21 protein-coding genes are annotated in these 23640 nt (G+C 59.8%); 12 read left to right on the plus strand and 9 right to left on the minus strand.

All coding sequences use genetic code 11. The annotated features are described in order from the left end of the window. Positions 1-72 precede the first annotated feature (72 nt). Complete coding sequence (locus tag ACI2KA_RS02095; protein ID WP_404498761.1) at positions 73-366, plus strand: BrnT family toxin; 294 nt, start codon at positions 73-75, stop codon at positions 364-366. Continuing rightward, positions 329-658: a BrnA antitoxin family protein gene (locus ACI2KA_RS02100; protein WP_404498763.1), complete on the plus strand. Its 330-nt coding sequence runs from the start codon at positions 329-331 to the stop codon at positions 656-658. Before ACI2KA_RS02095 ends, ACI2KA_RS02100 begins: the two co-directional genes overlap by 38 nt. 346 nt (positions 659-1004) lie before the next feature. Here the strand turns inward: ACI2KA_RS02100 and ACI2KA_RS02105 are convergent, their stop codons facing one another. Beyond that, the gene (locus ACI2KA_RS02105) at positions 1005-1457 is read right to left on the minus strand and encodes a GatB/YqeY domain-containing protein (RefSeq protein ID WP_404498764.1); all 453 of its coding nucleotides are present in this window, start codon (positions 1455-1457) and stop codon (positions 1005-1007) included. Between the two features lie 323 nt (positions 1458-1780). Between ACI2KA_RS02105 and carA the strand changes: the two genes are divergently transcribed. Further along, positions 1781-2986, plus strand: a complete 1206-nt coding sequence (gene carA / locus ACI2KA_RS02110) for a glutamine-hydrolyzing carbamoyl-phosphate synthase small subunit (protein WP_404498766.1) — start codon at positions 1781-1783, stop codon at positions 2984-2986. Between the two features lie 134 nt (positions 2987-3120). On the opposite strand, the gene ACI2KA_RS02115 is transcribed toward carA, so the two are convergent. Both ACI2KA_RS02115 and ACI2KA_RS02120 read right to left on the minus strand, forming a co-directional pair. Beyond that, complete coding sequence (locus ACI2KA_RS02115) at positions 3121-4518, minus strand: MATE family efflux transporter (RefSeq protein ID WP_404498768.1); 1398 nt, start codon at positions 4516-4518, stop codon at positions 3121-3123. Positions 4519-4675: 157 nt separating this feature from the next. Then, positions 4676-5086 (minus strand): GNAT family N-acetyltransferase, encoded by a 411-nt coding sequence (locus tag ACI2KA_RS02120; protein ID WP_404498770.1) that lies wholly within the window; start codon positions 5084-5086, stop codon positions 4676-4678. Positions 5087-5359: 273 nt separating this feature from the next. On the opposite strand from ACI2KA_RS02120, the gene ACI2KA_RS02125 reads away from it, so the two are divergent. Then, the gene (locus ACI2KA_RS02125) at positions 5360-7450 is read left to right on the plus strand and encodes a methyl-accepting chemotaxis protein (protein ID WP_404498772.1); all 2091 of its coding nucleotides are present in this window, start codon (positions 5360-5362) and stop codon (positions 7448-7450) included. A gap of 283 nt (positions 7451-7733) precedes the next feature. Beyond that, positions 7734-8213 (plus strand): DUF2938 domain-containing protein, encoded by a 480-nt coding sequence (locus tag ACI2KA_RS02130; protein ID WP_404498774.1) that lies wholly within the window; start codon positions 7734-7736, stop codon positions 8211-8213. 31 nt (positions 8214-8244) lie between these two features. Here the strand turns inward: ACI2KA_RS02130 and ACI2KA_RS02135 are convergent, their stop codons facing one another. After that, entirely contained in the window at positions 8245-9174 is a 930-nt protein-coding gene (locus ACI2KA_RS02135; RefSeq protein WP_404498776.1) for a neutral zinc metallopeptidase, read from the minus strand. Positions 9175-9272: 98 nt separating this feature from the next. Beyond that, positions 9273-9761: a DUF2306 domain-containing protein gene (locus ACI2KA_RS02140; RefSeq protein WP_404498777.1), complete on the minus strand. Its 489-nt coding sequence runs from the start codon at positions 9759-9761 to the stop codon at positions 9273-9275. A gap of 85 nt (positions 9762-9846) precedes the next feature. Here ACI2KA_RS02140 and ACI2KA_RS02145 point away from each other — a divergent pair, with 85 nt between their 5' ends. The 3 genes from ACI2KA_RS02145 to ACI2KA_RS02155 all read left to right on the plus strand — a co-directional run bounded on the left by ACI2KA_RS02145 (position 9847) and on the right by ACI2KA_RS02155 (position 14941). Further along, a complete protein-coding gene (locus ACI2KA_RS02145) occupies positions 9847-10665 on the plus strand; it encodes a LytTR family DNA-binding domain-containing protein (RefSeq protein ID WP_404498778.1) in 819 nt (272 codons plus the stop codon). A 157-nt stretch (positions 10666-10822) separates the two neighbouring features. Next, the gene (gene carB / locus ACI2KA_RS02150) at positions 10823-14311 is read left to right on the plus strand and encodes a carbamoyl-phosphate synthase large subunit (RefSeq protein ID WP_404498780.1); all 3489 of its coding nucleotides are present in this window, start codon (positions 10823-10825) and stop codon (positions 14309-14311) included. Between the two features lie 165 nt (positions 14312-14476). Next, the gene (locus tag ACI2KA_RS02155; RefSeq protein WP_404498782.1) at positions 14477-14941 is read left to right on the plus strand and encodes a hypothetical protein; all 465 of its coding nucleotides are present in this window, start codon (positions 14477-14479) and stop codon (positions 14939-14941) included. A 99-nt stretch (positions 14942-15040) separates the two neighbouring features. On the opposite strand, the gene ACI2KA_RS02160 is transcribed toward ACI2KA_RS02155, so the two are convergent. The 3 genes from ACI2KA_RS02160 to ACI2KA_RS02170 form a co-directional block, all read right to left on the minus strand. Beyond that, on the minus strand, positions 15041-16180 hold the full coding sequence (locus ACI2KA_RS02160) for a GGDEF domain-containing protein (protein WP_404498784.1): 1140 nt from the start codon (positions 16178-16180) through the stop codon (positions 15041-15043). A gap of 147 nt (positions 16181-16327) precedes the next feature. Continuing rightward, positions 16328-17779, minus strand: coding sequence for a UdgX family uracil-DNA binding protein (locus ACI2KA_RS02165; RefSeq protein WP_404498785.1), 1452 nt, complete (start codon positions 17777-17779; stop codon positions 16328-16330). Then, entirely contained in the window at positions 17779-19011 is a 1233-nt protein-coding gene (locus ACI2KA_RS02170; protein ID WP_404498787.1) for a putative DNA modification/repair radical SAM protein, read from the minus strand. Before ACI2KA_RS02170 ends, ACI2KA_RS02165 begins: the two co-directional genes overlap by 1 nt. A 221-nt stretch (positions 19012-19232) precedes the next feature. On the opposite strand from ACI2KA_RS02170, the gene greA reads away from it, so the two are divergent. Beyond that, positions 19233-19709 carry a transcription elongation factor GreA gene (gene greA, locus ACI2KA_RS02175; protein ID WP_003522847.1) on the plus strand — a complete coding sequence of 159 codons (477 nt, stop codon included), beginning with the start codon at positions 19233-19235 and terminating at the stop codon, positions 19707-19709. A gap of 88 nt (positions 19710-19797) precedes the next feature. Continuing rightward, positions 19798-20853, plus strand: coding sequence for a glycosyltransferase family 4 protein (locus tag ACI2KA_RS02180; protein WP_404498789.1), 1056 nt, complete (start codon positions 19798-19800; stop codon positions 20851-20853). Between the two features lie 44 nt (positions 20854-20897). Here ACI2KA_RS02180 and ACI2KA_RS02185 read toward each other — a convergent pair whose 3' ends face one another. Continuing rightward, complete coding sequence (locus tag ACI2KA_RS02185) at positions 20898-21365, minus strand: Lrp/AsnC family transcriptional regulator (protein WP_003494724.1); 468 nt, start codon at positions 21363-21365, stop codon at positions 20898-20900. 250 nt (positions 21366-21615) lie between these two features. Here ACI2KA_RS02185 and trxB point away from each other — a divergent pair, with 250 nt between their 5' ends. Both trxB and ACI2KA_RS02195 read left to right on the plus strand, forming a co-directional pair. Further along, positions 21616-22590 carry a thioredoxin-disulfide reductase gene (trxB, locus tag ACI2KA_RS02190; protein ID WP_404498791.1) on the plus strand — a complete coding sequence of 325 codons (975 nt, stop codon included), beginning with the start codon at positions 21616-21618 and terminating at the stop codon, positions 22588-22590. Positions 22591-22614: 24 nt separating this feature from the next. Further along, positions 22615-23511 carry a LysR family transcriptional regulator VtlR gene (locus tag ACI2KA_RS02195; RefSeq protein WP_020011327.1) on the plus strand — a complete coding sequence of 299 codons (897 nt, stop codon included), beginning with the start codon at positions 22615-22617 and terminating at the stop codon, positions 23509-23511. The last annotated feature ends 129 nt before the right edge of the window (positions 23512-23640 follow it).

The following is a 23640-nucleotide window of genomic DNA, read 5'->3' on the forward strand; positions in this document are numbered from 1 at the left end:
AGTGTATATACAGATGAATATACAAGTGTGGCGCATGAGTGCCCGCAAACTGGAAACAGTCTTGGGTGACTCATGGACATCGTGATGAAAGAGTTCATCTCCTTTGAGTGGGATGAGCGCAAGCGGCTGATTAACATCGAGAAACACGGGATCGACTTTCCGAGAGCAGCCAAGGCGCTTTCGCAACCCCATCTGGAAAGTCGCTCCGATCAAAACGGGGAGTGCCGTATTCTGGCGATATGCCCGGAAACAGACGATCTCATCGCGATCGTTTATACGATGCGGGGAGAGGTTTGCAGGATTATATCGGCGAGGGCGACAAGGAAAAATGAGCGAAGAACGTATCGTCAGATATTCCCTGGATGAAATCCGGGAGAAGATTGCCAAAGGTGAGGATCGGACTAACTGGGCGCGTGTCGATGCCATGACCGATGAGGACATCGACCGTGCCACGCGCGACGATCCGGATTGGGCGGGCTTTGAGGATGTCGACTGGTCGAAGGCCCAGGTCGTGTTCCCCACCGCCAAAACATCCATTTCCATTCGGGTTGATCAGGATGTCGTGGACTTCTTCAAGTCCACCGGCAAAGGTTATCAGACCCGGATGAATGCGGTCCTGCGCCACTATGTGCATGAACAGAAAAAACGGCAGGGTTGACATGCTGCGGTGGACGTTGTCCGGCCAGGCATAAAGACGCCGTCAGCGCTTTTGAACGAGTGGAAGACGGCAAATCGCCGGTTGCGCCCGCTTCAGGCAAATTTATGGCGGCGCAGCATCACCAAAAATTATGTTTTTGTAATTTGAGCCGCCCGTTGGCGGGGTGTAAAAACATAGTCATAGAAAGCGAAATAAACAGTCGCTCAATCTGCCGACGCCCGCAGGCACGTCCCCCGAAAAAAGCCTGCGAAGGACCGCATTTTGATCCGCCGGAATGCGTTTTCGTCGACAGAAAAAAGGCAGGGCAGCCCACATCTGCCCTGCCTTTACCGTTCCGGAACAGCAATTACTTCAGCAGATCCTTGACGACGCCGGAGGCCTTTGCGAAGTCGATCTGGCCGGGATAACGCTCTTTCAGCGCGTTCATGCATTTGCCCATGTCGCGCAGGCCGGAAGCGCCGGTCTCGGCGATGACGGCCTGACACAGTTCGCGCACCTTCTCGGCCGGAATTTCTTCCGGCATGAATTCCTTGATGATGACGATTTCCTCGCGCTCCTGCGCGGCAAGCTCGGGACGGCCGGCACCTTCATAGATGGTGGCGGATTCTTCCCGCTGCTTCACCATCTTCGTCAGGATCTGCATGATATCTTCGTCGCTGACGGGGTCCTTGCCCACGCCGCGATTGGCGATATCGCGGTCCTTGATGGCCGTCTGGATGAGGCGCACGGTCGAGGTGCGGCGTGCATCGCGAGCCTTCAGCGCGTCTTTCAAAGTGTTAGCGAACGTGTCGCGCAGCATTTTTCTTCTCCTTGGGAAAGCGTCTCGATATGGAAACTTTCCACCTCATTTTGCGAAACGACATAAACGAGCAGACACACTCAAGCAAATCAAATGCATAAGGTCTTGAATATACGATGGTTTAAATCCACGTAAATCTTGAGCCTGCGGTTGACCGCTTGGGTTGCTTTCGTTATTTTCCGGCACCTGCACGAGATTTTAACGAAGGGTCGGAACGCGAGCTTTATCGCGCGCCCCTTTATGTCACGAAGCCTGCGACAAAAATGGCCCCTTACCCCCTGCCTTTCAAGAGGCGGGGTGCGAAGCGGCAGAAACGGAACGAGATGACCGCGACAGCGCCCTGGACTACCCGCAAACCGACCGCAATGCTTGTTCTTGCCGATGGCACAGTGATCGAGGGAACCGGCATCGGCGCAACCGGCAAGGTTCAGGCCGAAGTCTGCTTCAACACGGCGCTGACGGGTTACGAGGAAATCCTCACCGACCCCTCCTATCTCGGCCAGATCGTCACCTTCACCTTCCCGCATATCGGCAATGTCGGCACCAATGAGGAAGACATCGAAGACCTGACACCCGCCGCCCGCCGCGGCGCCGTCGGCGTCATCTTCAAGGCCGACATCACCGACCCCTCGAACTTCCGCGCAGCCAAGCATCTGGATGCCTGGCTGAAGGCGCGCGGCGTCATCGGTCTCTGCGGCATCGATACCCGCGCGCTGACGGCATGGATCCGCGAAAACGGCGCGCCGAATGCGGTGATCGCCCACGACCCGAACGGCGTCTTCGACATCGAGGCGCTGAAGGCGGAAGCCAAGGCCTGGAGCGGTCTCGTCGGCCTCGATCTCGCCATCGAAGCCACCTCCGGCCAGTCCTCCACCTGGGCTGAAACGCCGTGGGTCTGGAACAAGGGTTACGGCACGCTCGGTGAAGCCGATGCGAAATATCATGTCGTCTGCGTGGATTTTGGCGTCAAGCGCAACATCCTGCGCCTCTTCGCCGGTCTCGACTGCAAGGTCACGGTCGTTCCGGCGCAAACGTCGGCGGAAGACATTCTGGCGCTGAAGCCGGATGGCGTGTTCCTGTCCAACGGTCCGGGAGACCCGGCCGCGACCGGCGACTATGCCGTGCCGGTCATCCAGAACCTCATCAAGAGCGAGCTGCCGATCTTCGGCATCTGCCTCGGCCACCAGATGCTCGGCCTCGCCGTCGGCGCAAAGACCGAAAAGATGCACCAGGGCCATCACGGCGCCAACCACCCGGTCAAGGACTTCACCACCGGCAAGGTGGAAATCGTCTCGATGAACCACGGTTTTGCGGTCGATACCAAATCGCTGCCCGAGGGCGTCGAAGAGACCCATATCTCGCTGTTCGACGGCACCAATTGCGGCCTGCGCATCGTCGGCAAGCCGGTCTTCTCCGTCCAGCACCACCCGGAAGCATCGCCCGGCCCGCAGGACAGCCACTACCTCTTCCGCCGCTTCGTCAACCTGCTGCGCGAAAGACAAGGCGAGGCAGCGCTCGCCGAGCGCTGATAGACCATCCCCATACTCCGCGTCATCCTCGGGCTTGACCCGAGGATCCATCGGGACCTGGTGGAATGGATCCTCGCCTCAAGGGCGAGGATGACGACACAGAGTTACATGCCAGAACGATCACGGCCCGCTTTTCAGCGGGCCGTTTGCATTTCGCGCTTCACCAGAATGACGAAACGCACGGTCAGCAGAACGGCCGCCGTCGAAAGGCCGATCACGAAACCGAACCAGACGCCGCGCCCGCCAAAACCGAGCGGAAAGGCCATGGTCCAGGCAAGCGCCAGCCCGATCGGCCAATAGGAGATCAGCGCCAGCATCGCCGGAATGCGCGCATCCTTCAATCCGCGCAGCAGGCCCGCCGTCACGGCCTGAATGCCATCGACCAGCTGGAAGATGCCGGCAATCACCACGAGGCTGCTGGCATAAGCAAGCACTTCCGCAGCCTCCGGCAATTTCGGATCGAGGAACCATTTCGCCAGAAATTCCGGGACCGCCGCAAACAGGATGCCGCCGCAAATGGCGATGCCGCAGGCAATGGCATAAATCATGATCGAGGCGCGGATGAGATTTTTGAAATCCCCCTGCCCCCGCGCCACGCCCACGCGAACCGTCGCCGCCTGGGAAAGACCCAGCGGGATCATGAAGGCGATGGAGGCCAGCTGCAGGGCAATGCCGTGGGCGGCAAGCTGCACCGTGCCGATCTGCCCCATCAGGATCGAGGCGGCGGCAAACAACGTCACTTCGGCGAGAATGGTGATGCTGATCGGCAAGCCGAGGCGCAGCACTTCGAAAAGCGCATGCCAGTCCGGCCGCCAGAAGCGCACGAACAGCTCGTATTTCCTCGTTTCCTCCCGCGTCTGCACATAAGCGACGATGAAGATGAAGCTGAAGGCATTGACGATGACGGCGACGACGGCCGCACCGTTCATGCCCATCGCCGGCAATCCGAAATGGCCGAACACCAGCGCATAGGCAAGCACGCCATTCATCAACAGCATGATGATGGTGACATAAAGAATGATGCCCGCCCGCCCGATGGCGCTGACAAGCCCGCGCAGGACATAAAACAGCAGCGCCGGCAAAAGGCCGAACTTGGCGATGGCGAGATAATGGCCGGTCAGAGCCGCCACATTCGGGTTCTGCCCGAGGGCAATGAGAATACGTTCGGCATTAAAGAAGATCGGCAAGGCGAGCAGCCAATAGGCGATCGCCACCCACATGCCCATGCGCAGCGAACGACGGGCCGCCGTCGCATCGCCCTGCCCGTAAGCCTGCGCCACCATCGGCACGACGGCCACGGAAAATCCGGAACCAAAAATGAAGACGACAAAGAAGAACTGCCCGGCCAGCACCATGGCCGCCAGCTTTTCAGCCCCCAGCTGGCCGACGATGACCATATCAGTGGTATGGATGCCAAGCTGTGCGAGCTGTGCGCCGATAAGCGGAATTCCCAGCACAAGCGTAGCCTTGAAATGCGAAAACCACGACCCCGATCCGGAAGGAACGGTTCCTGCAACAACCGACGAAGACATTGTAATTCACCTGAACCTTGGCCGTTGCCCGCGAATTGCGCAACGGCAGCATGGTGATAAATAAAATATTCCCTTCCTGCACGCAACCTTTGCGGACGAGTGATCAAAATTTACGCAGGATGATAGTGGGCTCCGGTTCAATGCAAACGGCATGTCACTATAAAATCTTTTGTAGCCAGATGCGATGAAGCGGTTGGCCGCCGTTTTCGCCGCACACCCGTGCAAACTCCTCATAACCCAGCTTGGCGTAGAAGTCCGGAGCCTGACTTGAGAGGGTATCGACACAGGCAATTTTAGCACCTCTCCTACGGCCTTCATCCTCCGCCGCAAACATTAGCCTTCGCCCCTCGCCGGACCGGCGGTGCGCTTCTGCAACCCATAGATTGTTGATAAAGAGGACTGCAAACGAAACCGACGCGGTGACACCGCCACCAAAGACTTCATCGTCCATGCCGAGGACAATGGCGAAGTTTTCTCGATGAACGGCGCAGGCCTCATTGCTGCGCGCAATACCCAGTGAAATCCGCTGAGCTACATGGTCGGGGATCGGTTCCAGTATTTCAAGCATGCAGCATCTCCCGCGTCGTGCGGAAAACACAATACGGCCTGGATGGTGACCCCAACATGACGGCCAAGCGACGACACCGATTCCGACTTATCTCCCATGGCGTTAGGACAGATTTAGTCGAACTTTACCATTTCTCTTTATTAATTAGAGCATTGAATAGTTCTTTTAAATCATAAGCTGCATGACGCAGAATGTTCCCGCCTTTGAGGCATGTTTTCCCCACCATTGTCAAAGATGACCTGAACGGTACATCCGGCTCAAAGGATCTGTAGCTTGTCCAAGAAAACCAATCTCATGACCCGCATCCTGTTTGCGGCGTCATCACTTGTCGTCGCCGCCTTTGCGGGCTTTTCTTTCTACATCGACAGCCTTCAGCACCGTGTCACGACGGAAGCCGTGGCGGAAAATATCGGTTCTTCCGGCAAACAGGCCGCGCAGAGCATCGCCAACTGGCTGAACGGCCGCATCATGCTGACCGACACGGTGGCGAAAACGCTCGCCAAGCTTTCCGATGACGATGCCAAGGTACATTTCCTGCAGAACGACGTGCTGACGGCGCAGTTCATGTCCACCTATTTCGGCAATGCCGACACCGGCAGCTTCACGACCTTCCCGAAACTGCCGCTGCCGGAGGGATATGATCCGCGCAAGCGCCCATGGTATCTGGATGCCGTCAAGGCCGGCAAGCCGGTTCTGACCGAACCCTACAGCGATGCATCGACCGGCGGTCTCATCATCACCGCCGCCATTCCGGTTTCCGTCGACGGCAAGCTGGCCGGTGTCACGGGAAGCGACTTCTCGCTCGATTCACTGGTCACCATGATCAAGTCCGTGGATGCCGGCCAGGACGGATATGCCTTCCTCGTCAGCAAGGATGGCAAGATCCTCATCCATCCCGATCCGAAATTCGTCGACAAGCCGCTGACCGATCTCTTCAAGGTCAACACACCGGCGATTTCCTCGGCAATTTCGCAGACAGAAATCGACGGCAAGGGCAAGATCACCAGCTTCATCCCGGTTGCCGGCCTGCCCTCGGTTGACTGGTATCTCGGCTTCGTTGTCGATTCCGGCGTCGCCTACAGCGCAATCGGCCAGTTCCGCCTGGCGGCGACCATCGCCACGGTTCTTGCCGCCGCAATCATGATCGCCCTGCTCGCAACCGTTCTCTCGCGCTTCATCGTCCGCCCCGTCACCCAGATGACGTCGGCCATGGAAGGCCTTGCGGCCGGCAACCTCGATGTCGCCATTCCCGGCCAGGAGCGTACCGACCAGATCGGCTCGATGGCCGCGGCGGTTGCCGTGTTCCGGTCGAACGCCATGGAACGCCTGCGCCTTGAAGGAGACGCCGAAGAAAACCGCACGCTGTCGGAGCGGGAGCGCAACGAGCGTGAAAGACTGGCGGCGAAAGACGCGGCGGATATCCAGTTCGCGGTCGATTCGCTTGCCCGGGGACTGGCGCATCTTTCGGAAGGCGATCTCAACTACCGCATCGACACCCCCTTCGTCACCCGCATCGACCGCCTGCGCGACGACTTCAACAATTCCGTCACCAAGCTGAATGCCGCCCTCAGCACCGTCGGCCAGAACGCCCGCGCCATCGACGCCGGCGCCGGCGAAATCCGTCAGTCCGCCGACGATCTGGCGCGACGCACCGAGCAGCAGGCAGCCTCCGTGGAAGAGACCGCCGCGGCGCTTGAGGAAATCACCACCACGGTCAAGGATTCCGCCCGCCGTGCCGAAGAGGTCGGCCGTCTGGTCGACCGCGCCCGCGGCAATGCCGAACAGTCCGGCGTCATCGTCGAAGATGCCGTTCGCGCCATGGAAGGCATCGAAAAATCATCGTCGGAGATCAGCAACATCATCGGCGTGATCGACGAGATCGCCTTCCAGACCAATCTTCTGGCACTGAACGCCGGTGTGGAAGCCGCCCGCGCCGGTGAAGCCGGCAAGGGTTTTGCCGTGGTCGCACAGGAAGTGCGCGAGCTTGCCCAGCGCTCCGCCAATGCGGCAAAGGAGATCAAGACGCTGATCAACGCCTCGACATCGCAGGTACAGTCCGGCGTCGATCTCGTCGGTAATGCCGGCAAGGCGCTGGAAACCATCGTCCGCGAAGTTCAGGAGATCAACCGCCATATCGACGCCATCGTGACCTCGTCGCGCGAACAGTCGACCGGGCTTCAGGAAATCAACACCGCCATCAACACCATCGATCAGGGCACACAGCAGAATGCCGCCATGGTCGAGGAACAGACGGCGGCGAGCCACGGACTGGCCTCGGAAGCGGCGGCGCTCAACGAGTTGCTGGCGCAGTTCCAGCTGGCGGCGGCCACGCGGCGGCAGACGGAATATGGGCGGGCGGCCTAGCCATCAAAGATAGGATTGACGGTGCACACCGGCCATTCCTCAATTGCCCGGTCTCAACACACTCAAGGTCATCCTCGGGTTTGACCCGAGGATACAGGGTGCGCATACAGGGCGCGCGGGGATGGATAATCGGGGCAAGCCCGATGATGACGCTGAAGCGTTTTCATATAAGCAATGGCCGGAGCGATCCGGCCATTTTTCTTGGCCGCCCCGGCAATAGCCGGTTCCCGCCATCGACCCAATCCGCTAGAGCTTGATCGATCATGATCATGCGGAGGGATTCATGCTGGAACTGATTTGGCGCGGCGTTGCCATGGGCATTGGCGGCACAGTGTTTATGGATATATGGGCAATCATATTGCACCGCTTTTTCGGCCAGTCCGCACCCAACTGGGCGCCGGTCGGCCGCTGGTTCTGGCATGTGCCGAAGGGCCGGATATTTCACGACAGCATCGCGACGGCGACGCCCTATGAGCACGAACTGGCGCTTGGCTGGATTTCACATTACGCCGTCGGAATCCTCTATGGCATCATTCTGGCGCTGGTGGTTCCGGCCGCATGGTTTGCCAATCCGTCTTTCATCCAGCCGTGGATCGTCGGCATCGTCACCGTTGGCGCAGGCTGGTTCCTGCTGCAGCCGGGGCTGGGCATCGGCTGGGCGGCGGCAAAGACGCCCAATCCGAACAAGGTTCGATTTCTCAACCTTGTTGCACACACGGTTTTCGCCCTTGGCATGTATGCCGTCGCGCTTTTGATGCGTTGAATGAAAAAGGGGGCTTCAAAGCCCCCTGTCCTCAGATATTGGCCGAAAAAGTGTCGCAGTCCTCGACCCGCCCGCTCTGGAAGCCGCGCTTGAACCATTCCATGCGCTGCGCCGAAGTGCCGTGGTTGAAGCTGTCAGGCACCACATAGCCCTGTGTCTGCTTCTGCAGCGTGTCGTCGCCGATCTGGTGGGCGGCATTCAAAGCCTCCTCGAGATCGCCGGTTTCGAGAATGCCCTTCTGCTCGGTGAACTTGCCCCAGATGCCGGCATAACAATCCGCCTGAAGCTCGACCCGTACCGACATCTTGTTGGCATCCACCTGGCTCATCGACTGGCGGCGGCGATTGAACTCCGGCAGGACGCCGGTCAGGTTCTGCACATGGTGGCCGACCTCATGCGCGATGACGTAAGCCTGGGCGAAATCGCCGGCTGCGCCGAAACGCTGGTCCAGCTCCTTGAAGAAGCTGGTGTCGAGATAGACCTTGCGGTCACCCGGGCAATAGAACGGGCCGCTGGCAGCGGACGCATAACCGCAGGCGGACGACACCTGGCCGGAGAAAAGCACCAGCGTCGGCTTCTGATAGGTCTCGCCGGCGGACTGGAAAATGCCGCTCCAGGTATCCTCGGTCTCGGCCAGCACGGTGCGGACGAAGGCCGTCGTATCATCCGACGAATCGCCCTGCGGGCGCGTGCCGGATTGCTGGGTGCCCGATTGTGTCGTGCCGCCGCCATCCAGCGAGATGTCGCCGCCCGAAAGCAGTGTCAGAGGGTTGATGCCCAGCACCCAGCTTATCAGCAGAATGACCAGAAGGCCGCCGATCCCTATTCCGCCGCCGCGACGTCCGACAGGGATGCGCATCCCGCCGCGCGAAAAGGGATCGTTGCCAGAAGGCCCCGATCCCGCCGACATGCCGCGCCGGTCCTCGATATTGTCCGACTGGCGACGCCCTCTCCATTCCATGCTCTTCTCCCGGCGGATACCGCCTCAACAAGCTGCCTTATAACGGCACTATAATACATCTTGTTCCGGAAGAAAGCAGACGCGGCCGACGGAGCCCCTCAAGCGGGTCTGCGCCTTAGTCTCAATACGGTCAGGAACAGGAAAACGAAAATGGTTCCCATGACTGACAATGTCGTAAAATCCGCCGGCCCATTGCCGAAAACGACCGCATGCATGATCCGGCCCGGAAGGAAGGTAAACCCGCCGGCGATGACGATGCCGCCGAGATAGATGCCCTGCATGATGCGCATATGATGTCTTATCTGGCCGCGCCGCGCCAAATAGACCGATTGCAGACAGCCATAGATGGTGAAGGTGGACAGGATATGGATCGGGCTGAATCCGTGAAACACGTTCAGCTCATGGATGAAGAACGTCGAAAATGACGTGACGATCATCAGCACGACCCAGACCCTGCCCAGCAGGCGGTGACGGGGTGTGCCCTTTGGAAAAAACAAAATGACGGCGCCGAGAATGGCGGCGGGCACGACGGTCGCCACATGCAGCTGGACGGCAAAAGGCGCTTCAAGAAGCGGTTGAAGGAACATCTTTCTCACCCGGTTGAACTCTGCGGCAATTTCAGTCAAACAGGCTGCGGCTCAAGCACTATGGCGCAAATGGCGGGAGAATTTCGTGAACGACACCGTGGTGCAATCCACGCTTCGCCAATTGCAGTCCATGGCGCGCTCCCGCGCGCTCTGGAGCACCTTTCTCGCCATTCTCGCCCTCTTCGTCCTGACAGGCCCTTACGGCACCGGCGAGAAGATGAGTTTCTGGCCGCGCCTCGTTTACTGGACGCTGCTGCAGGGAGCAGGCTGGATCATCACCACCTGCCTTTCCGCCTTCGCCAATGCCGCATTGGCAAGGTTTTTTTCCGCCCCGCTCATCCGCATGATGGTTGGATCGGTTTTCGCCGCCCTGCCCATCGGCGCGGTCATCAGCCTTGCAAACGGCCTGTTCTTCACAAAGCCGGTCGACGCCGCCTCGGTGACCGCGGACGCTTTGGCCGCCCTGCCGCTCTGCATCATTTTCTGTTTTCTCAGCTTTCTGACAAGTAGCTCTTCACGCGCCGCCGATGTCGCGGGGCCACGGCCGGGCGATGAACCGCCCGCCTCCATTGACGAGCCGCCGCCGATATTAAACAGGCTGCCGCCGCAAAAGCGCGGCGAGGTGCTGCGGCTCTCGGTGCAGGACCATTACACCGAAATCGTCACCACCCGCGGGCGTCAGCTCGTGCTGCTGCGCTTTGCCGATGCGCTGCGCGAAATCGGCGACACGCCCGGCCTGCAGGTGCACCGCTCCCATTGGGTCGCCGACGTCAATGTAATCTCATTGCGAAAAGCGGCGGGCCGTTTTTATATCGTGACCCGTGACGGCATGGAAATTCCCGTCAGCCGTTCACACAGCGTCGCGGCGCAGGGCCGTTTCGCCACGCATGCTCCCGCCCGTTAAGAGTTTCTGTCGATTCCGGAATTTATGGGGTTCCGTTCTCAAAAACATTTGCCTATAAGCCGCTTCTAGCCTGAAAACATTTGAATTGCGCTCCCCGGCCGGTGATCTTCCACCCTGGCCGGTGTTTTGCGCAACCAAAAAGCGGAACGAGAGAGCCATGCCGAAGCGCCAAGATATCAAGTCCATCCTCATCATCGGCGCGGGACCGATCGTCATCGGCCAGGCATGTGAATTCGACTATTCCGGCACGCAGGCTTGCAAGGCGCTGAAGGAAGAGGGTTACCGGGTCATCCTGGTCAACTCCAACCCCGCGACGATCATGACCGATCCGGGCCTTGCCGACGCCACTTACGTCGAGCCGATCACCCCGGAAGTCGTGGCCAAGATCATCGCCAAGGAGCGCCCGGATGCGCTGCTGCCGACCATGGGCGGCCAGACCGCGCTCAACACCGCGCTCTCTCTCAAGCGCATGGGCGTTCTCGACCGCTACAATGTCGAAATGATCGGCGCCAAGCCCGAAGCCATCGACATGGCCGAAGACCGCGCCCTCTTCCGCGAGGCCATGGCCCGCATCGGCCTTGAAACCCCGAAGTCGATGCTCGCCAACGCCACCGAAATCAAGGACGCCGACCGCAAGAAGCACGAAGCCGCCCGCACCGAACTGAAGGGCAAGCTTTCCGGTCCCGATCTCGACAAGGCGCTGGACGACCTCGAAAACCAGTGGAACCTCGGCGAGACCGACCGCAAGCAGCGCTACATGGCCCATGCCATGGCGATTGCCGCCCAGGCCATCGATCATGTCGGCCTGCCGGCCATCATCCGCCCGTCGTTTACGCTTGGCGGCACCGGCGGCGGCATTGCCTATAACCGCTCGGAATTTTTCGATATCGTCTCGGGCGGCCTCGACGCCTCGCCGACCACCGAAGTTCTGGTCGAAGAGTCTGTTCTCGGCTGGAAGGAATATGAGATGGAAGTCGTCCGCGACAAGGCGGACAATTGCATCATCATCTGCTCCATCGAAAATATCGACCCGATGGGTGTCCACACGGGTGACTCGATCACCGTCGCGCCGGCGCTGACGCTGACGGACAAGGAATACCAGATCATGCGCAACGCCTCGATTGCGGTGCTGCGCGAGATCGGCGTGGAGACCGGCGGCTCGAACGTGCAGTTCGCCGTCAATCCGAAGGATGGCCGCCTCGTCGTCATCGAAATGAACCCGCGCGTCTCGCGCTCGTCCGCTCTGGCTTCCAAGGCAACGGGCTTCCCGATCGCCAAGATCGCCGCCAAGCTCGCCATCGGTTATACGCTGGACGAACTGGAAAACGACATCACCGGCGGCGCGACCCCTGCGTCCTTCGAGCCCTCCATCGACTACGTCGTCACCAAGATCCCGCGTTTCGCCTTCGAGAAATTCCCGGGCGCGTCGCCGATCCTCACCACCGCCATGAAATCGGTCGGCGAAGTCATGGCCATCGGCCGCACCTTCGCGGAATCGCTGCAGAAGGCGTTGCGCGGCATGGAAACCGGCCTCACCGGTCTCGATGAAATCGAAATCCCCGGTTACGAGGAAGGCGAAGGTTCCAAGAACGCCATCCGCGCCGCCATCGGCACACCGACGCCGGACCGCCTGCGCATGGTCGCCCAGGCGCTGCGCATGGGCATGAGCGAAGAGGAAGTCCACGAAAACTCGAAGATCGATCCGTGGTTCATCGCCCAGTTCAAAGCCATCGTCGACATGGAAGCCCGCATCCGCGAGCACGGCCTGCCGCAGGATGCCGAAAACCTGCGCATGCTCAAAGCCATGGGTTTCTCCGACGCCCGCCTCGCCAGCCTGACGTCCAAGCGTCCGAAGGAAGTGGCCGAGCTGCGCAACAGCCTGAACGTCCGCCCGGTCTTCAAGCGCATCGACACCTGCGCCGCCGAATTCGCCTCGCCGACCGCCTACATGTATTCGACCTATGAAATTCCCTTCGTCGGCGCCGCCCGCTCGGAAGCGCAGGTTTCCGACCGCAGGAAGGTCGTCATCCTCGGCGGCGGTCCGAACCGTATCGGCCAGGGCATCGAGTTCGATTATTGCTGCTGCCACGCCGCCTTCGCCCTGAAGGATGCCGGCTTCGAAGCGATCATGATCAACTGCAACCCGGAAACGGTTTCCACCGACTACGACACTTCCGACCGCCTCTATTTCGAGCCGCTGACGGCCGAAGACGTGATCGAGATCATGCGTGCGGAACAGGAAAAGGGCGAGCTGGTCGGCGTCATCGTGCAGTTCGGCGGCCAGACGCCGCTGAAGCTCGCCGAAGCACTGGAAAAGAACGGTATCCCGATCCTCGGCACCGCGCCGGACATGATCGACCTTGCCGAAGACCGCGACCGCTTCCAGAAACTGCTGATGAAGCTCGATCTTGCCCAGCCGAACAATGGCATCGCCTATTCGGTCGAGCAGGCCCGCCTCGTCGCCTCGGAAATCGGCTTCCCGCTGGTCGTTCGCCCGTCCTACGTTCTGGGCGGCCGCGCCATGCAGATCATCCATTCGGAAGGCCAGCTGCAGACCTATCTGCTCGACACCGTTCCCGGTCTCGTGCCCGAAGACATCAAGCAGCGTTACCCCAACGACAAGACCGGCCAGATCAACACCCTGCTCGGCAAGAACCCGCTGCTGTTCGACAGCTACCTGACCAACGCCGTCGAAGTGGACGTCGATGCGCTGTGCGACGGCGAAAGCGTCTTTGTCTCCGGCATCATGGAACATATCGAGGAAGCCGGCATCCATTCGGGCGACTCGGCCTGCTCGCTGCCGGTCCGGTCGCTGTCGAAGGAGATCGTCGACGAGCTGGAACGCCAGACGACCGCGCTTGCCAAGGCGCTCCATGTCGGCGGCCTGATGAACGTGCAATACGCCATCAAGGACGGCACGATCTACGTTCTCGAAGTCAATCCGCGCGCATCGCGTACCGTGCCTTTCGTAGCGAAGACCATCGGCGCGCCGATCGCCAAGATCGCCGCCCGCGTCATGGCCGGCGAAAAGCTCGATCCGGCGATTGCCGCCTATGGCGAGAAGCCCGATCCGCGCAACCTGAAACACATCGCCGTCAAGGAAGCCGTCTTCCCCTTCGCGCGTTTCCCCGGCGTCGACATCCTGCTCGGACCGGAAATGCGCTCGACCGGCGAAGTCATCGGCCTCGACACGGATTTTGCGCTGGCCTTCGCCAAGAGCCAGCTCGGCGCCGGCGTCGACCTGCCGCGCTCCGGCACGGTCTTCGTTTCGGTGCGTGACGAGGACAAGGAGGGTGTGCTGTCCGCCATCCGCATTCTCGTGGAAAGCGGCTTCAAGGTGCTGGCCACCGGCGGCACCCAGCGTTTCCTCGCCGAACAGGGCATCAACGCCGAAAAGATCAACAAGGTGCAGGAAGGCCGTCCGCATATCGAGGACGCCATCCGCAACCGTCAGGTCCAGCTGGTCATCAACACCACCGACAGCAACAAGGCGATTTCCGACTCGAAGTCGCTGCGCCGCGCGACGCTGATGCAGAAGGTGCCCTACTACACGACGATGGCCGGCGCGGAAGCAGCAGCCCTTGCCATCAAGGCGCTGAAGGCCGGCAATCTGGAAGTGAAGCCGCTGCAGAGCTACTTCCAGTAAGCGTGCCGCGGAAATCCGCACCATCATGTGCTGACTGAAAACGAAACGCCGCGGGTTGCCATGCCCGCGGCGTTTTGCGTGGCGTAATACTGAAAGCTCTTCCAAGCTGAACGAACAGATGTTGTAAATAAAACAGCCCATCGTCGATGCATAAGGGACATTCGAGTGACGAACAGACTCTGGATACTTCTTGTTCTGGTGCTCTTTCCAGGCAATGCACACGCTTGCCAACCAGCCATGTCGCAAACCCGGATGAACACCGTTATGGAGAAGCTGTTCCAGCTGTCCGCGAAAGGAACCGTGAAGGACGAGGATCTATCGTTCCTGCGGGCCGACAAGCAGATCGACTCGAACGTGTACGTCCAGAAGGCAAGTGTCGGGATCGTCGAGGGCGACACCTTCATCGTCTTCAATTCGGACAGAAACAAGCTCCAGATCCGGGATGACATCTGGACCGGCAAGGAAAAATCCGAACCCGAAATCCTCTTCTACAAGAACTCGAAGCTGCTGATCCCGGCCAGCCCATCGGAAGCCAAACGGTCCGGAGCCATCGTCTTCTCAAAAGACAATGTCTGGGTCATCCAGCCTGCCGAAAACTGCGCCGGCAGATACGCGAGGACGCCGATGTAGCGGTTTGAGACCGAACGCGCGTCTCGACGATGCACTGTACAATGTTCGGAAGGATGAAACATCAACGCTTCAACCGCCATCCGTTTATGAGTTCACGGCCTAGGCCGCCAGCGCCTCGCGAACGCAGTTGCGGCCTTCGGTTTTGGCGCGGTAAAGCGCGCGATCCGCCATTTCCGCCAGGGTCTGGAGATCGCAACGGCGGTCGCCGGTCGCCGCGACGCCGATACTGATCGTCACACCGACGCGCAGACCGCCACAATCGACCTCGGTGACCGCAACCGCATCACGGATGCGCTCTCCGATCATGCAGGCCTTCTGCACCCCGGCGCCCGGCAGGAAGATGATGAATTCCTCGCCGCCGTAACGCGCCAATATATCGCCGCCGCGTATGCTGCCGCCGATACGTTTCGCCACTTCCTGAAGGACGCTGTCACCGACGGCGTGGCCGAAACGGTCATTGATCGACTTGAAATGATCGATATCCAGCAACATGGCCGCATCGGCGGGATCGGGCGTTGCCGGCATGGTCTGGAAGAAGAAGCGCCGGTTTTTGACGCCGGTCAGCGGATCGGTATTGGCAAGAACCAGCAGTTTCCGTTCGGAGCGCTCAGCCACCAGCATCATCACGAAAAGGGCGATCGCGAAGTTCAGCATGATGATGAAGAAAAACGCATTGACCAGATTGATGGTGGCATATGCGGGGAAAAGCATGCTCTTCATCACCGAAAGCGAAATCAGGCCGGAAACGCCGGTGATCGCAGCGAGCGCCAGGCGCGACAGCAGCGGCTCCCGACGCCAACCGGCTAGAAGCCCTGCCGCACCGGCAAGATAGGCCAGAGCCGCGCAGCTGTTGAACAAGGCAGCGCGATAGGCATTGTTGTCCGCAACCTGCTGCGCAAGCACAATCGCCGCAAGCGTGACCATACCGACAAAAAATACGGTTCGCCCGCCTGGCGACCGTTCGTCGCTGAGGGTTTTCAGGCCGAGCCAGATCAGCGCATAGCCGGCAATACCAAACACGACGCTGCCGAACTGCCACAGGGCCGGCGACACTATTCCCCATTCGCCATAACCCGCCAGCGTGGAGCCGATCGTCATGGCCGCAAAACCCGCAGCAAGAACCGACGGACCGCGCAAGCCGCGATTCGTGATTTTCAAATAGATAAAGCTCAGCAAACCGACGATATAAGAACACTTTTGCATCAGTATGACTGTTGCAAGATCGAGCTCACCCAACATAATATGTCCGCACAATAAATAAATACAACAGAGTCAATTATAATAATAAATATAAATTTTCAATAAAGATAGAGCGCGCAAATTTCAAATTGACCGCACAAAAAGTAAAATGAAAATATTCTATAATACACACATTCGAAATGAAATTTATTCGAATAGTTTTATAAAACCGATGTCCTTTTCGAATTGACGAATTTCCGCCTCTTTCGCCGGCGCATCCGGCAGGCGCAGCAGATAGGATGGATGCACCGTGACAAAAAGCGTCCGCCCGTCCCGCATGGGAAGAGGACGCCCCCGGAGCGTGGTGATTTTTTCCTTGCCGCCGGTCAGCGCATAAAGCGCCGTCGCCCCCATGGCGACGATGAGTTTCGGTTGGACCAGTGCGATTTCCTGATTGAGCCACCAGCGGCATTGCTGCACCTCACCCGCATCCGGCCGCTGGTGGATGCGCCGCTTGCCACGTGTCTCATATTTGAAATGCTTGACGGCATTGGTGACGTAAAGCCGACCGCGATCCACACCCGCCTCGCCAAGCGCCCGGTCAAACAGCCGGCCTGCGGGACCGATAAAGGGTTTTCCGGCAAGATCCTCTTGATCACCGGGCTGTTCGCCAACGATCATGACATCCGCTTTTTCCGGCCCCTCGCCAAAAACCGTCTGCGTCGCCCGGCAATGCAAGGGACATCGCGTGCATTGGTCAGCCTGCCGCTTCAATGACGAAAGCCCGTCGGTCGGCGTCGGCGGCGGGACTTCCCGCGCCGCGGCCGCCACGGCCTGCAAACGATGGTGAAACGGCTGCGGCTGGCTTGCCTGCCTGGCCGCCATGTCGAGCACCCGTGCTTCCGCGCCGAGAACGAGGCCGGGAATGAGCTCCGCTTCCGGCAGGTTCTTCCAGTATTTCTTCGGCATCTCCGCCGTCATCGCCTTGATCTTCAGACGTGCCGGGTTGAAAATATTGGCATAATAGGTCCGCCACAGATCGTCCGTTTCATCCTTCAGATCGGGTTTGACCGCCGCCTCCCGCGCCGTCTGCAACACGTTTCCGTCCCATTGCGCGGACCCTTTCGGTGTCGCGATCAACCAGTCCATGTCGGTGAATCGCCGCTGGAAAAACGACGCCGTGCGCTCGACGATGAAATGATCCGGCTCGAACCAGGCGACAAAGCGCCGTCGCCCGCCTTGCCCCTGCGGCAATAGCAATTCCTTGAAGCGGACGAAGGCCGTCATCTTGTGACAATCGCGACGAACGGATTTTTCAAGCAGCCGTGCCTGCGAAACATCCGCATCGGACTTGAATTGCAGCAGGGCACGATCCTGCCCCAGCCGCCACAACAGCCGGTAAAGCAGCGCGAAACGCCCCCTGTCGCCGTGACAGATCACAGCCTGCGCCAGCGCCACGAAAGCGGCAGGAACGGAAACCCGGGCAGCCTGCGCCGCCGCAACCGGCAAGGGTTCGCCGGCGCAGTCCAGAAGCCCGGCTCCGTCGTCGCGCAACCGCCAGTCAATTGCCTCGGGCGGAATGCCGGCGGCAAGCGCCGAGCGCGCGGCATCGCGCCACTCACCGAAATCACCCCGCCCTTCGAGAACCGGGCCATACATCACAACAGCGACAATTGCTCGGGCTGCGGGGCAAACATCGCCCGCAGATCCGGCCGTTCGGTCAGCTTGCCGGGTGTCCAGCCCTCCGCCACAACAAAGGCTTTCACTTTCTTCAGGGACACGCCGAAGCGGGCGATGTCCTCGAGCCGCAACCGGCGGAAGCGCCGCGACGACAGGATGGAAGCGACCGTCTTTGTGCCGAAGCCCGGCACCCGCAGCAGCATTTCCCGATCCGCCACATTGACATCCACCGGGAAACGCTCGCGATGTTTCAGTGCCCAGGCCAACTTCGGATCGATATCGAGATCGAGCATGCCATCCCCGCCGATCGCGGTTATCTCGCCAATGTCGAAACCGTAAAACCGATAAAGCCAATCCGCCTGATAAAGCCTGTGTTCACGCATCAAAGGCGGCTTGATCAGCGGCAGGTTTTTCGAGGAATCCGGAATGGGGCTGAAGGCCGAATAATAGACGCGCCGCAGGCCATAACTGCCGTAAAGCCGGGCGCTGGTGGAGAGGATGGTGCTGTCATTCGCACCATCTGCGCCAACGATCATCTGCGTGCTCTGTCCGGCGGGCGCAAAGCGCCTGGTCCGGCGCGTCCGCACGGTCGGCTCCCCCGCCTCCTCGATCTTCAGGCGGATATCGGCCATGGAGCGGCGAATATTGGCGGGCTGCTTTTCCGGCGCGAAACGGCCGATGCCGCTATCGGTCGGCAATTCGATGTTGATCGACAGACGGTCCGCATAAAGCCCCGCCTCCTCTATGAGCTTGGGCGAGGCTTCGGGAATGGATTTCAGGTGGATATAACCCCGAAAACCATGCGTAACGCGCAACTCCCGCGCCACCCGCACCATCTCCTCCATCGTGTGATCGGAGGAGCGGATGATGCCGGAAGACAAAAACAGCCCCTCAATATAGTTGCGCCGATAAAATTCCAGCGTCAGCCACACCACTTCTTCCGGCGTGAAGCGCGCCCGTTCGACATTGCTGGAAGAGCGGTTGATGCAATAGGCGCAATCATAGATGCAGAAATTGGTGAGCAGGATTTTCAGCAGCGAGATGCAGCGCCCGTCCGGCGCATAGGCATGGCAGATGCCCGACCCTTCCGTGGAGCCCAGACCGCCTGACGCCGCGGAGTTACGTTTCACCGTGCCGCTCGACGCACAGGACGCATCGTATTTCGCCGCATCGGAGAGAATGGCCAGCCGTTGCCTGATTGACTTCTTCATGATTATGTTCACTATATGTTCCATTGAAAAATGTCAATCGCCTTGGTTAAGCCCATGAATATATATGAAAATACGCCGCCCTCAAATTTGCTGGCATTTCGCTGTCGTCTTCTGATATAGTCGGCTCAGTTATGATTTTGGCATGGTTCCGGAGTTCCTCTCCGGAACCTGTTTCTTTTTGTGTCTGCAAGTAAAGCGACCGGAATGCGAAGGATAAAAAAATGGTAGAAAAAGTACCGATGACTCAGGGTGGATTCGTCAAGCTGCAGGAGGAGCTGCGTTGGCGCCAGCAGGAGGAACGCCCCCGTATCATCGAGGCGATTGCCGAAGCGCGCGCCCATGGCGACCTTTCGGAAAACGCCGAATACCATGCTGCCAAGGAAGCCCAGAGCCATAACGAAGGCCGCATCACCGAACTGGAAGATCTGACGGCGCGCGCCGAAGTCATCGATCTGTCCAAGATGTCCGGTTCCAAGATCAAGTTCGGCGCCACCGTCAAGCTGGTGGACGAAGACAGCGACGAGGAAAAGACCTATCAGATCGTCGGTGACCAGGAAGCCGATGTGAAGGCCGGCCGCATTTCCATTTCTTCGCCCATTGCCCGCGCCCTCATCGGCAAGGAAGTCGGCGACAGCATCGAAGTCAACGCCCCGGGCGGCGCCAAGGGTTACGAGATTCTCGCGGTACAGTGGGGCTGATTGCCCTTGCCAGCAATGCGCCCCCCAAGCGGGCGCATTGCGCTGCCCCATAGAACCGCCCATCCAGCCGCAGAGACGGAAGCCCATCTTGTCCCACGTCAGTCTGAAAGATGTGCAGGTGCTTGCGCCGAACTTCAAGCGCAGGCTCTCCGGCGTCACCTCCACCATCGTTCAGCTCATTCCGGTGCAGAACCGGCTGGGGCAGAAGGTGGCGGTCATCGGCCCCGGCCTGCCGCCGCATCTGCCGCATGGGCGTTTGCGCGATCTGTGGCGCCTCTGGCAGAACGGCCCGCTCGGCGGCCCGCGCATCTGGCATGCCCGCCGCAATCTGGAAATGTTGCCGGGCATTCTCATGCGCGACGTGCTGCGCATGAAGGTGAAGCTGCTCTTCACCTCGGCCGCGCAACGGCGGCATTCCGCCTATACCCGTTTTCTGATTTCGAGGATGGATGCGGTGGTGGCAACCAGCACCCGCTCCGGCTCGTTTCTGGAGGTCCCCCATCGCGTCGTCATGCATGGCGTCGATACCGACCTGTTTCACCCGGCGAGCGGCCCCGAGGATACCATCGCCACGACGGGCCTGCCGGGCCAATATCTGATCGGCTGCTTTGGCCGGGTGCGCCACCAGAAGGGCACCGATCTCTTCGTGCGCGCCATGATCGAGCTTCTGCCCCACCACCCGCAATGGACGGCCGTGGTTTCCGGCCGCGTCACGGCGGAACACAAGGCCTTTGGTGACGCGCTGAAGGCCGATGTCGCCGCCGCCGGCCTTGCCGACCGTATCGTGTTTCAGGGCGAAGTCGATGACATCAAACCCTGGTATCGGCGGCTGACGCTTTACGTCGCGCCGTCGCGCAACGAAGGCTTCGGCCTGACCCCGCTTGAGGCCATGGCCTCGGAAACGGCTGTCGTCGCCAGCACTGCCGGCGCTTACGAAGAGATGATCGTCAAGGGCGAGACCGGCATGGTGGTCGCGGCAGGCGACTATGCATCGCTCAGAGATGCGATAAAGATCTATCTTGCCGATCCTGCCCTGGCCAAAACCCATGCGCGTGCCGGACTTGCGCATGTACGCAGCGCATTTCCGCTGGAAAAAGAGGCGGCAAGTCTCGGCGAAGTCTATGACGCGCTAAGGCGTGGCTAAACCGCGTCACATTTGATCGGATTGAGGCGGCGACGAAACCCGGGTCAGATTTCCACCAGGCCGACGCGCTTGACCTGGCGGATGGTCAGCATCGTACGCACCGTATCGACATTTTCATCCGCCGTCAGAACCTCGATGACGAAATCCTGAAACTCGGTGAGGTTTCTGGCGACGCAATGCAGCAGGAAATCGCTTTCGCCCGATACCATCCAGGCCTGCCGCACCAGCGACCAGCCGGCCGTCGCCGCTGCGAAGGCCTTCAGATTGCTGTCCGACTGGCGTTTCAAACCGACCATGCAGAAGGCGACGAGGTCGAAACCGAGCTTGGGCGCGTTCAACATGGCGTGATACCCCTCGATCACACCCGCCTCTTCCAGCTTGCGGACGCGCCTCAGGCACGGCGGAGCGGAAATACCGACCCTTTCGGCCAGTTCCACATTGGTCATGCGCCCGTCGCGCTGCAATTCGCGCAGTATTTTCAGATCGATGGCATCGAGTTCGACGCTGGTCACGGAGAGGTTCCTCGTTAAGCCGTAGAAGTTCCTTGTACTATTCGGCACGGGATTCGCAACAATATGCCGCCGATGGGTCACAAAATTGCGCACACATCCACAACTGCCTTGTTGGTAACGCAAGGCTGCCCTTGAATAAAGACACTAGACAACCTTAAATACCGGGCAATGAAGGGGTTGTGGCCCGTCCGCCATCCAGCGGCTGGAAGGCCCCCGACCGAAGACCCCGCTATTGAGAAGGAATATTTCCATGTCTGCCCGCCACACCAAGGTATTGATTATAGGCTCTGGTCCCGCCGGCTATACGGCGGCGATCTACGCAGCCCGCGCAATGCTGAAACCCGTGCTGATCGCCGGCATGGAACAGGGTGGCCAGCTGATGATCACCACCGACGTCGAGAACTATCCGGGCTTTGCCGATCCGATCCAGGGTCCCTGGCTGATGGACCAGATGCTGAAGCAGGCGACCCATGTGGGTGCGGAAATCGTCAGCGACCTCGTCACCGAAGTTGAAACCAATGCACGGCCTTTCGTGGTCAGGACCGATTCCGGCCAGGTCTGGACGGCCGACACGCTGATCATCGCCACCGGCGCCAAGGCCAAGTGGCTGGGCATCGAAAGCGAGCAACATTTCCAGGGCTTCGGCGTTTCCGCCTGCGCCACCTGCGACGGTTTCTTCTATCGCAACAAGGATGTGATCGTGGTCGGCGGCGGCAACTCCGCCGTGGAAGAGGCACTTTATCTCGCCCATATCGCCAAATCGGTCACCGTCGTGCACCGCCGCGACAGCTTCCGTTCGGAAAAAATCCTGCAGGAACGGCTGTTTGCCAAGGAAAACGTCAAGATTCTCTGGAACACGGAAGTCGCCGAAATCACCGGCGCGCCGGCAAAGCCGCCAATGCCGCCTTCCGTCTCCGGCGTGAAATTGCGCGACACCAAGACGGGCGCGATCAGCGACATGCCGATCGACGGCGTCTTCGTCGCCATCGGCCATGCGCCGGCGGTCGAACTGTTCAAGGGCAAGGTGAAGCTCAAGGATAACGGCTACATGTGGACCGCCCCCGATTCCACGGCCACGGACGTGGAAGGCATCTTTGCGGCCGGCGACGTCACCGACGACATCTACCGCCAGGCAATCACCGCCGCCGGCATGGGCTGCATGGCCGCCCTCGAAGCAGAACGCTATCTGACCGCGCATCAACCGCTTGCCGTCGCAGCGGAATAACCGAAAGGCAGGGTAGGCATGGCAATGCCATTGGACTGGGATAAACTGCGCATTTTCCATGCGGCTGCCGAAGCTGGGTCTTTCACCCACGCTGCCGACAAGCTGCATTTGTCCCAGTCGGCCATCAGCCGTCAGGTCAGCGCGCTGGAGCAGGATGTCGGCGTGAAGCTGTTCCACCGCCACGCCCGCGGCCTGATCCTCACCGAACAGGGCGAGCTGCTGTATCGCACCGCCCATGACGTGCTGCTGAAGCTCGAAACCGTCAAGATGCAGCTCACCGAAACGACGGAAAAGCCGAGCGGCAAGCTGCGCGTCACGACGACCGTCGGTCTCGGCCAGGGCTGGTTGACGGACAAGGTGCAGGAATTCCTCCAACTCTACCCGGAAATGTCAATCCAGCTCATCCTCGACAATGAGGAGCTGGACGTGAACATGCGCCACGCCGATTGCGCCATCCGCCTGCGCCAGCCGCAGCAGTCGGACCTCATCCAGCGCAAGCTGTTCACGGTGCATATGCATGTCTATGCCGCACCGTCCTACATCAACCGCCATGGCGAGCCGCAGTCGATCGAGGATCTCGACAATCACCGCATCATTTCGTTCGGTGAACCGGCGCCCAACTATCTGCTGGACGTCAACTGGCTGGAAAATGCCGGACGCTCTTCCGACAATACCCGCACGCCGCATCTGCAGATCAACAGCCAGACCTCGATCAAGCGCGCCTGCCTGCTGGGAATCGGGATCGCCTGCTTGCCGGATTATATCGTCGGACGCGATCCCGGCCTTATCCAGCTGTCGCTTGCCGCAGATATTCCGTCATTCGATACCTATTTCTGCTATCCGGACGAAATGAAAAACGCTGCAAAGCTGAAAGCCTTCCGCGACTTCATCGTTGCCAAGGCGCGAAACTGGAACTTCTGACGCAAAAATAATCGACACACAAAGATAAGCCATTAAATTCAATGGCTTATCAAGCAATTGGCACGAGCAGCCGAAAGCCGCGTTTCTCCAGCATTGCACATAAAATATACCGGAAATATCGAGGCCTGC

Source organism: Agrobacterium sp. NPDC089420 (assembly GCF_044900305.1).
Lineage (GTDB): Bacteria > Pseudomonadota > Alphaproteobacteria > Rhizobiales > Rhizobiaceae > Agrobacterium.

Excerpts from the sequence above, each read along its gene's own strand:
- ACI2KA_RS02120 (WP_404498770.1), bottom strand. The coding sequence starts at position 5,086 with ATGCTTGAAATACTGGAACCGATCCCCGACCATGTAGCTCAGCGGATT.
- ACI2KA_RS02140 (WP_404498777.1), bottom strand. The coding sequence starts at position 9,761 with ATGTTCCTTCAACCGCTTCTTGAAGCGCCTTTTGCCGTCCAGCTGCAT.
- ACI2KA_RS02135 (WP_404498776.1), bottom strand. The coding sequence starts at position 9,174 with ATGGAATGGAGAGGGCGTCGCCAGTCGGACAATATCGAGGACCGGCGC.
- ACI2KA_RS02105 (WP_404498764.1), bottom strand. The coding sequence starts at position 1,457 with ATGCTGCGCGACACGTTCGCTAACACTTTGAAAGACGCGCTGAAGGCT.
- ACI2KA_RS02160 (WP_404498784.1), bottom strand. The coding sequence starts at position 16,180 with ATGTTGGGTGAGCTCGATCTTGCAACAGTCATACTGATGCAAAAGTGT.
- ACI2KA_RS02100 (WP_404498763.1), top strand. The coding sequence starts at position 329 with ATGAGCGAAGAACGTATCGTCAGATATTCCCTGGATGAAATCCGGGAG.
- carA (WP_404498766.1), top strand. The coding sequence starts at position 1,781 with ATGACCGCGACAGCGCCCTGGACTACCCGCAAACCGACCGCAATGCTT.
- ACI2KA_RS02195 (WP_020011327.1), top strand. The coding sequence starts at position 22,615 with ATGCCATTGGACTGGGATAAACTGCGCATTTTCCATGCGGCTGCCGAA.
- ACI2KA_RS02115 (WP_404498768.1), bottom strand. The coding sequence starts at position 4,518 with ATGTCTTCGTCGGTTGTTGCAGGAACCGTTCCTTCCGGATCGGGGTCG.
- trxB (WP_404498791.1), top strand. The coding sequence starts at position 21,616 with ATGTCTGCCCGCCACACCAAGGTATTGATTATAGGCTCTGGTCCCGCC.
- ACI2KA_RS02165 (WP_404498785.1), bottom strand. The coding sequence starts at position 17,779 with ATGTATGGCCCGGTTCTCGAAGGGCGGGGTGATTTCGGTGAGTGGCGC.
- greA (WP_003522847.1), top strand. The coding sequence starts at position 19,233 with ATGGTAGAAAAAGTACCGATGACTCAGGGTGGATTCGTCAAGCTGCAG.
- ACI2KA_RS02170 (WP_404498787.1), bottom strand. The coding sequence starts at position 19,011 with ATGAAGAAGTCAATCAGGCAACGGCTGGCCATTCTCTCCGATGCGGCG.
- ACI2KA_RS02095 (WP_404498761.1), top strand. The coding sequence starts at position 73 with ATGGACATCGTGATGAAAGAGTTCATCTCCTTTGAGTGGGATGAGCGC.
- ACI2KA_RS02130 (WP_404498774.1), top strand. The coding sequence starts at position 7,734 with ATGCTGGAACTGATTTGGCGCGGCGTTGCCATGGGCATTGGCGGCACA.
- carB (WP_404498780.1), top strand. The coding sequence starts at position 10,823 with ATGCCGAAGCGCCAAGATATCAAGTCCATCCTCATCATCGGCGCGGGA.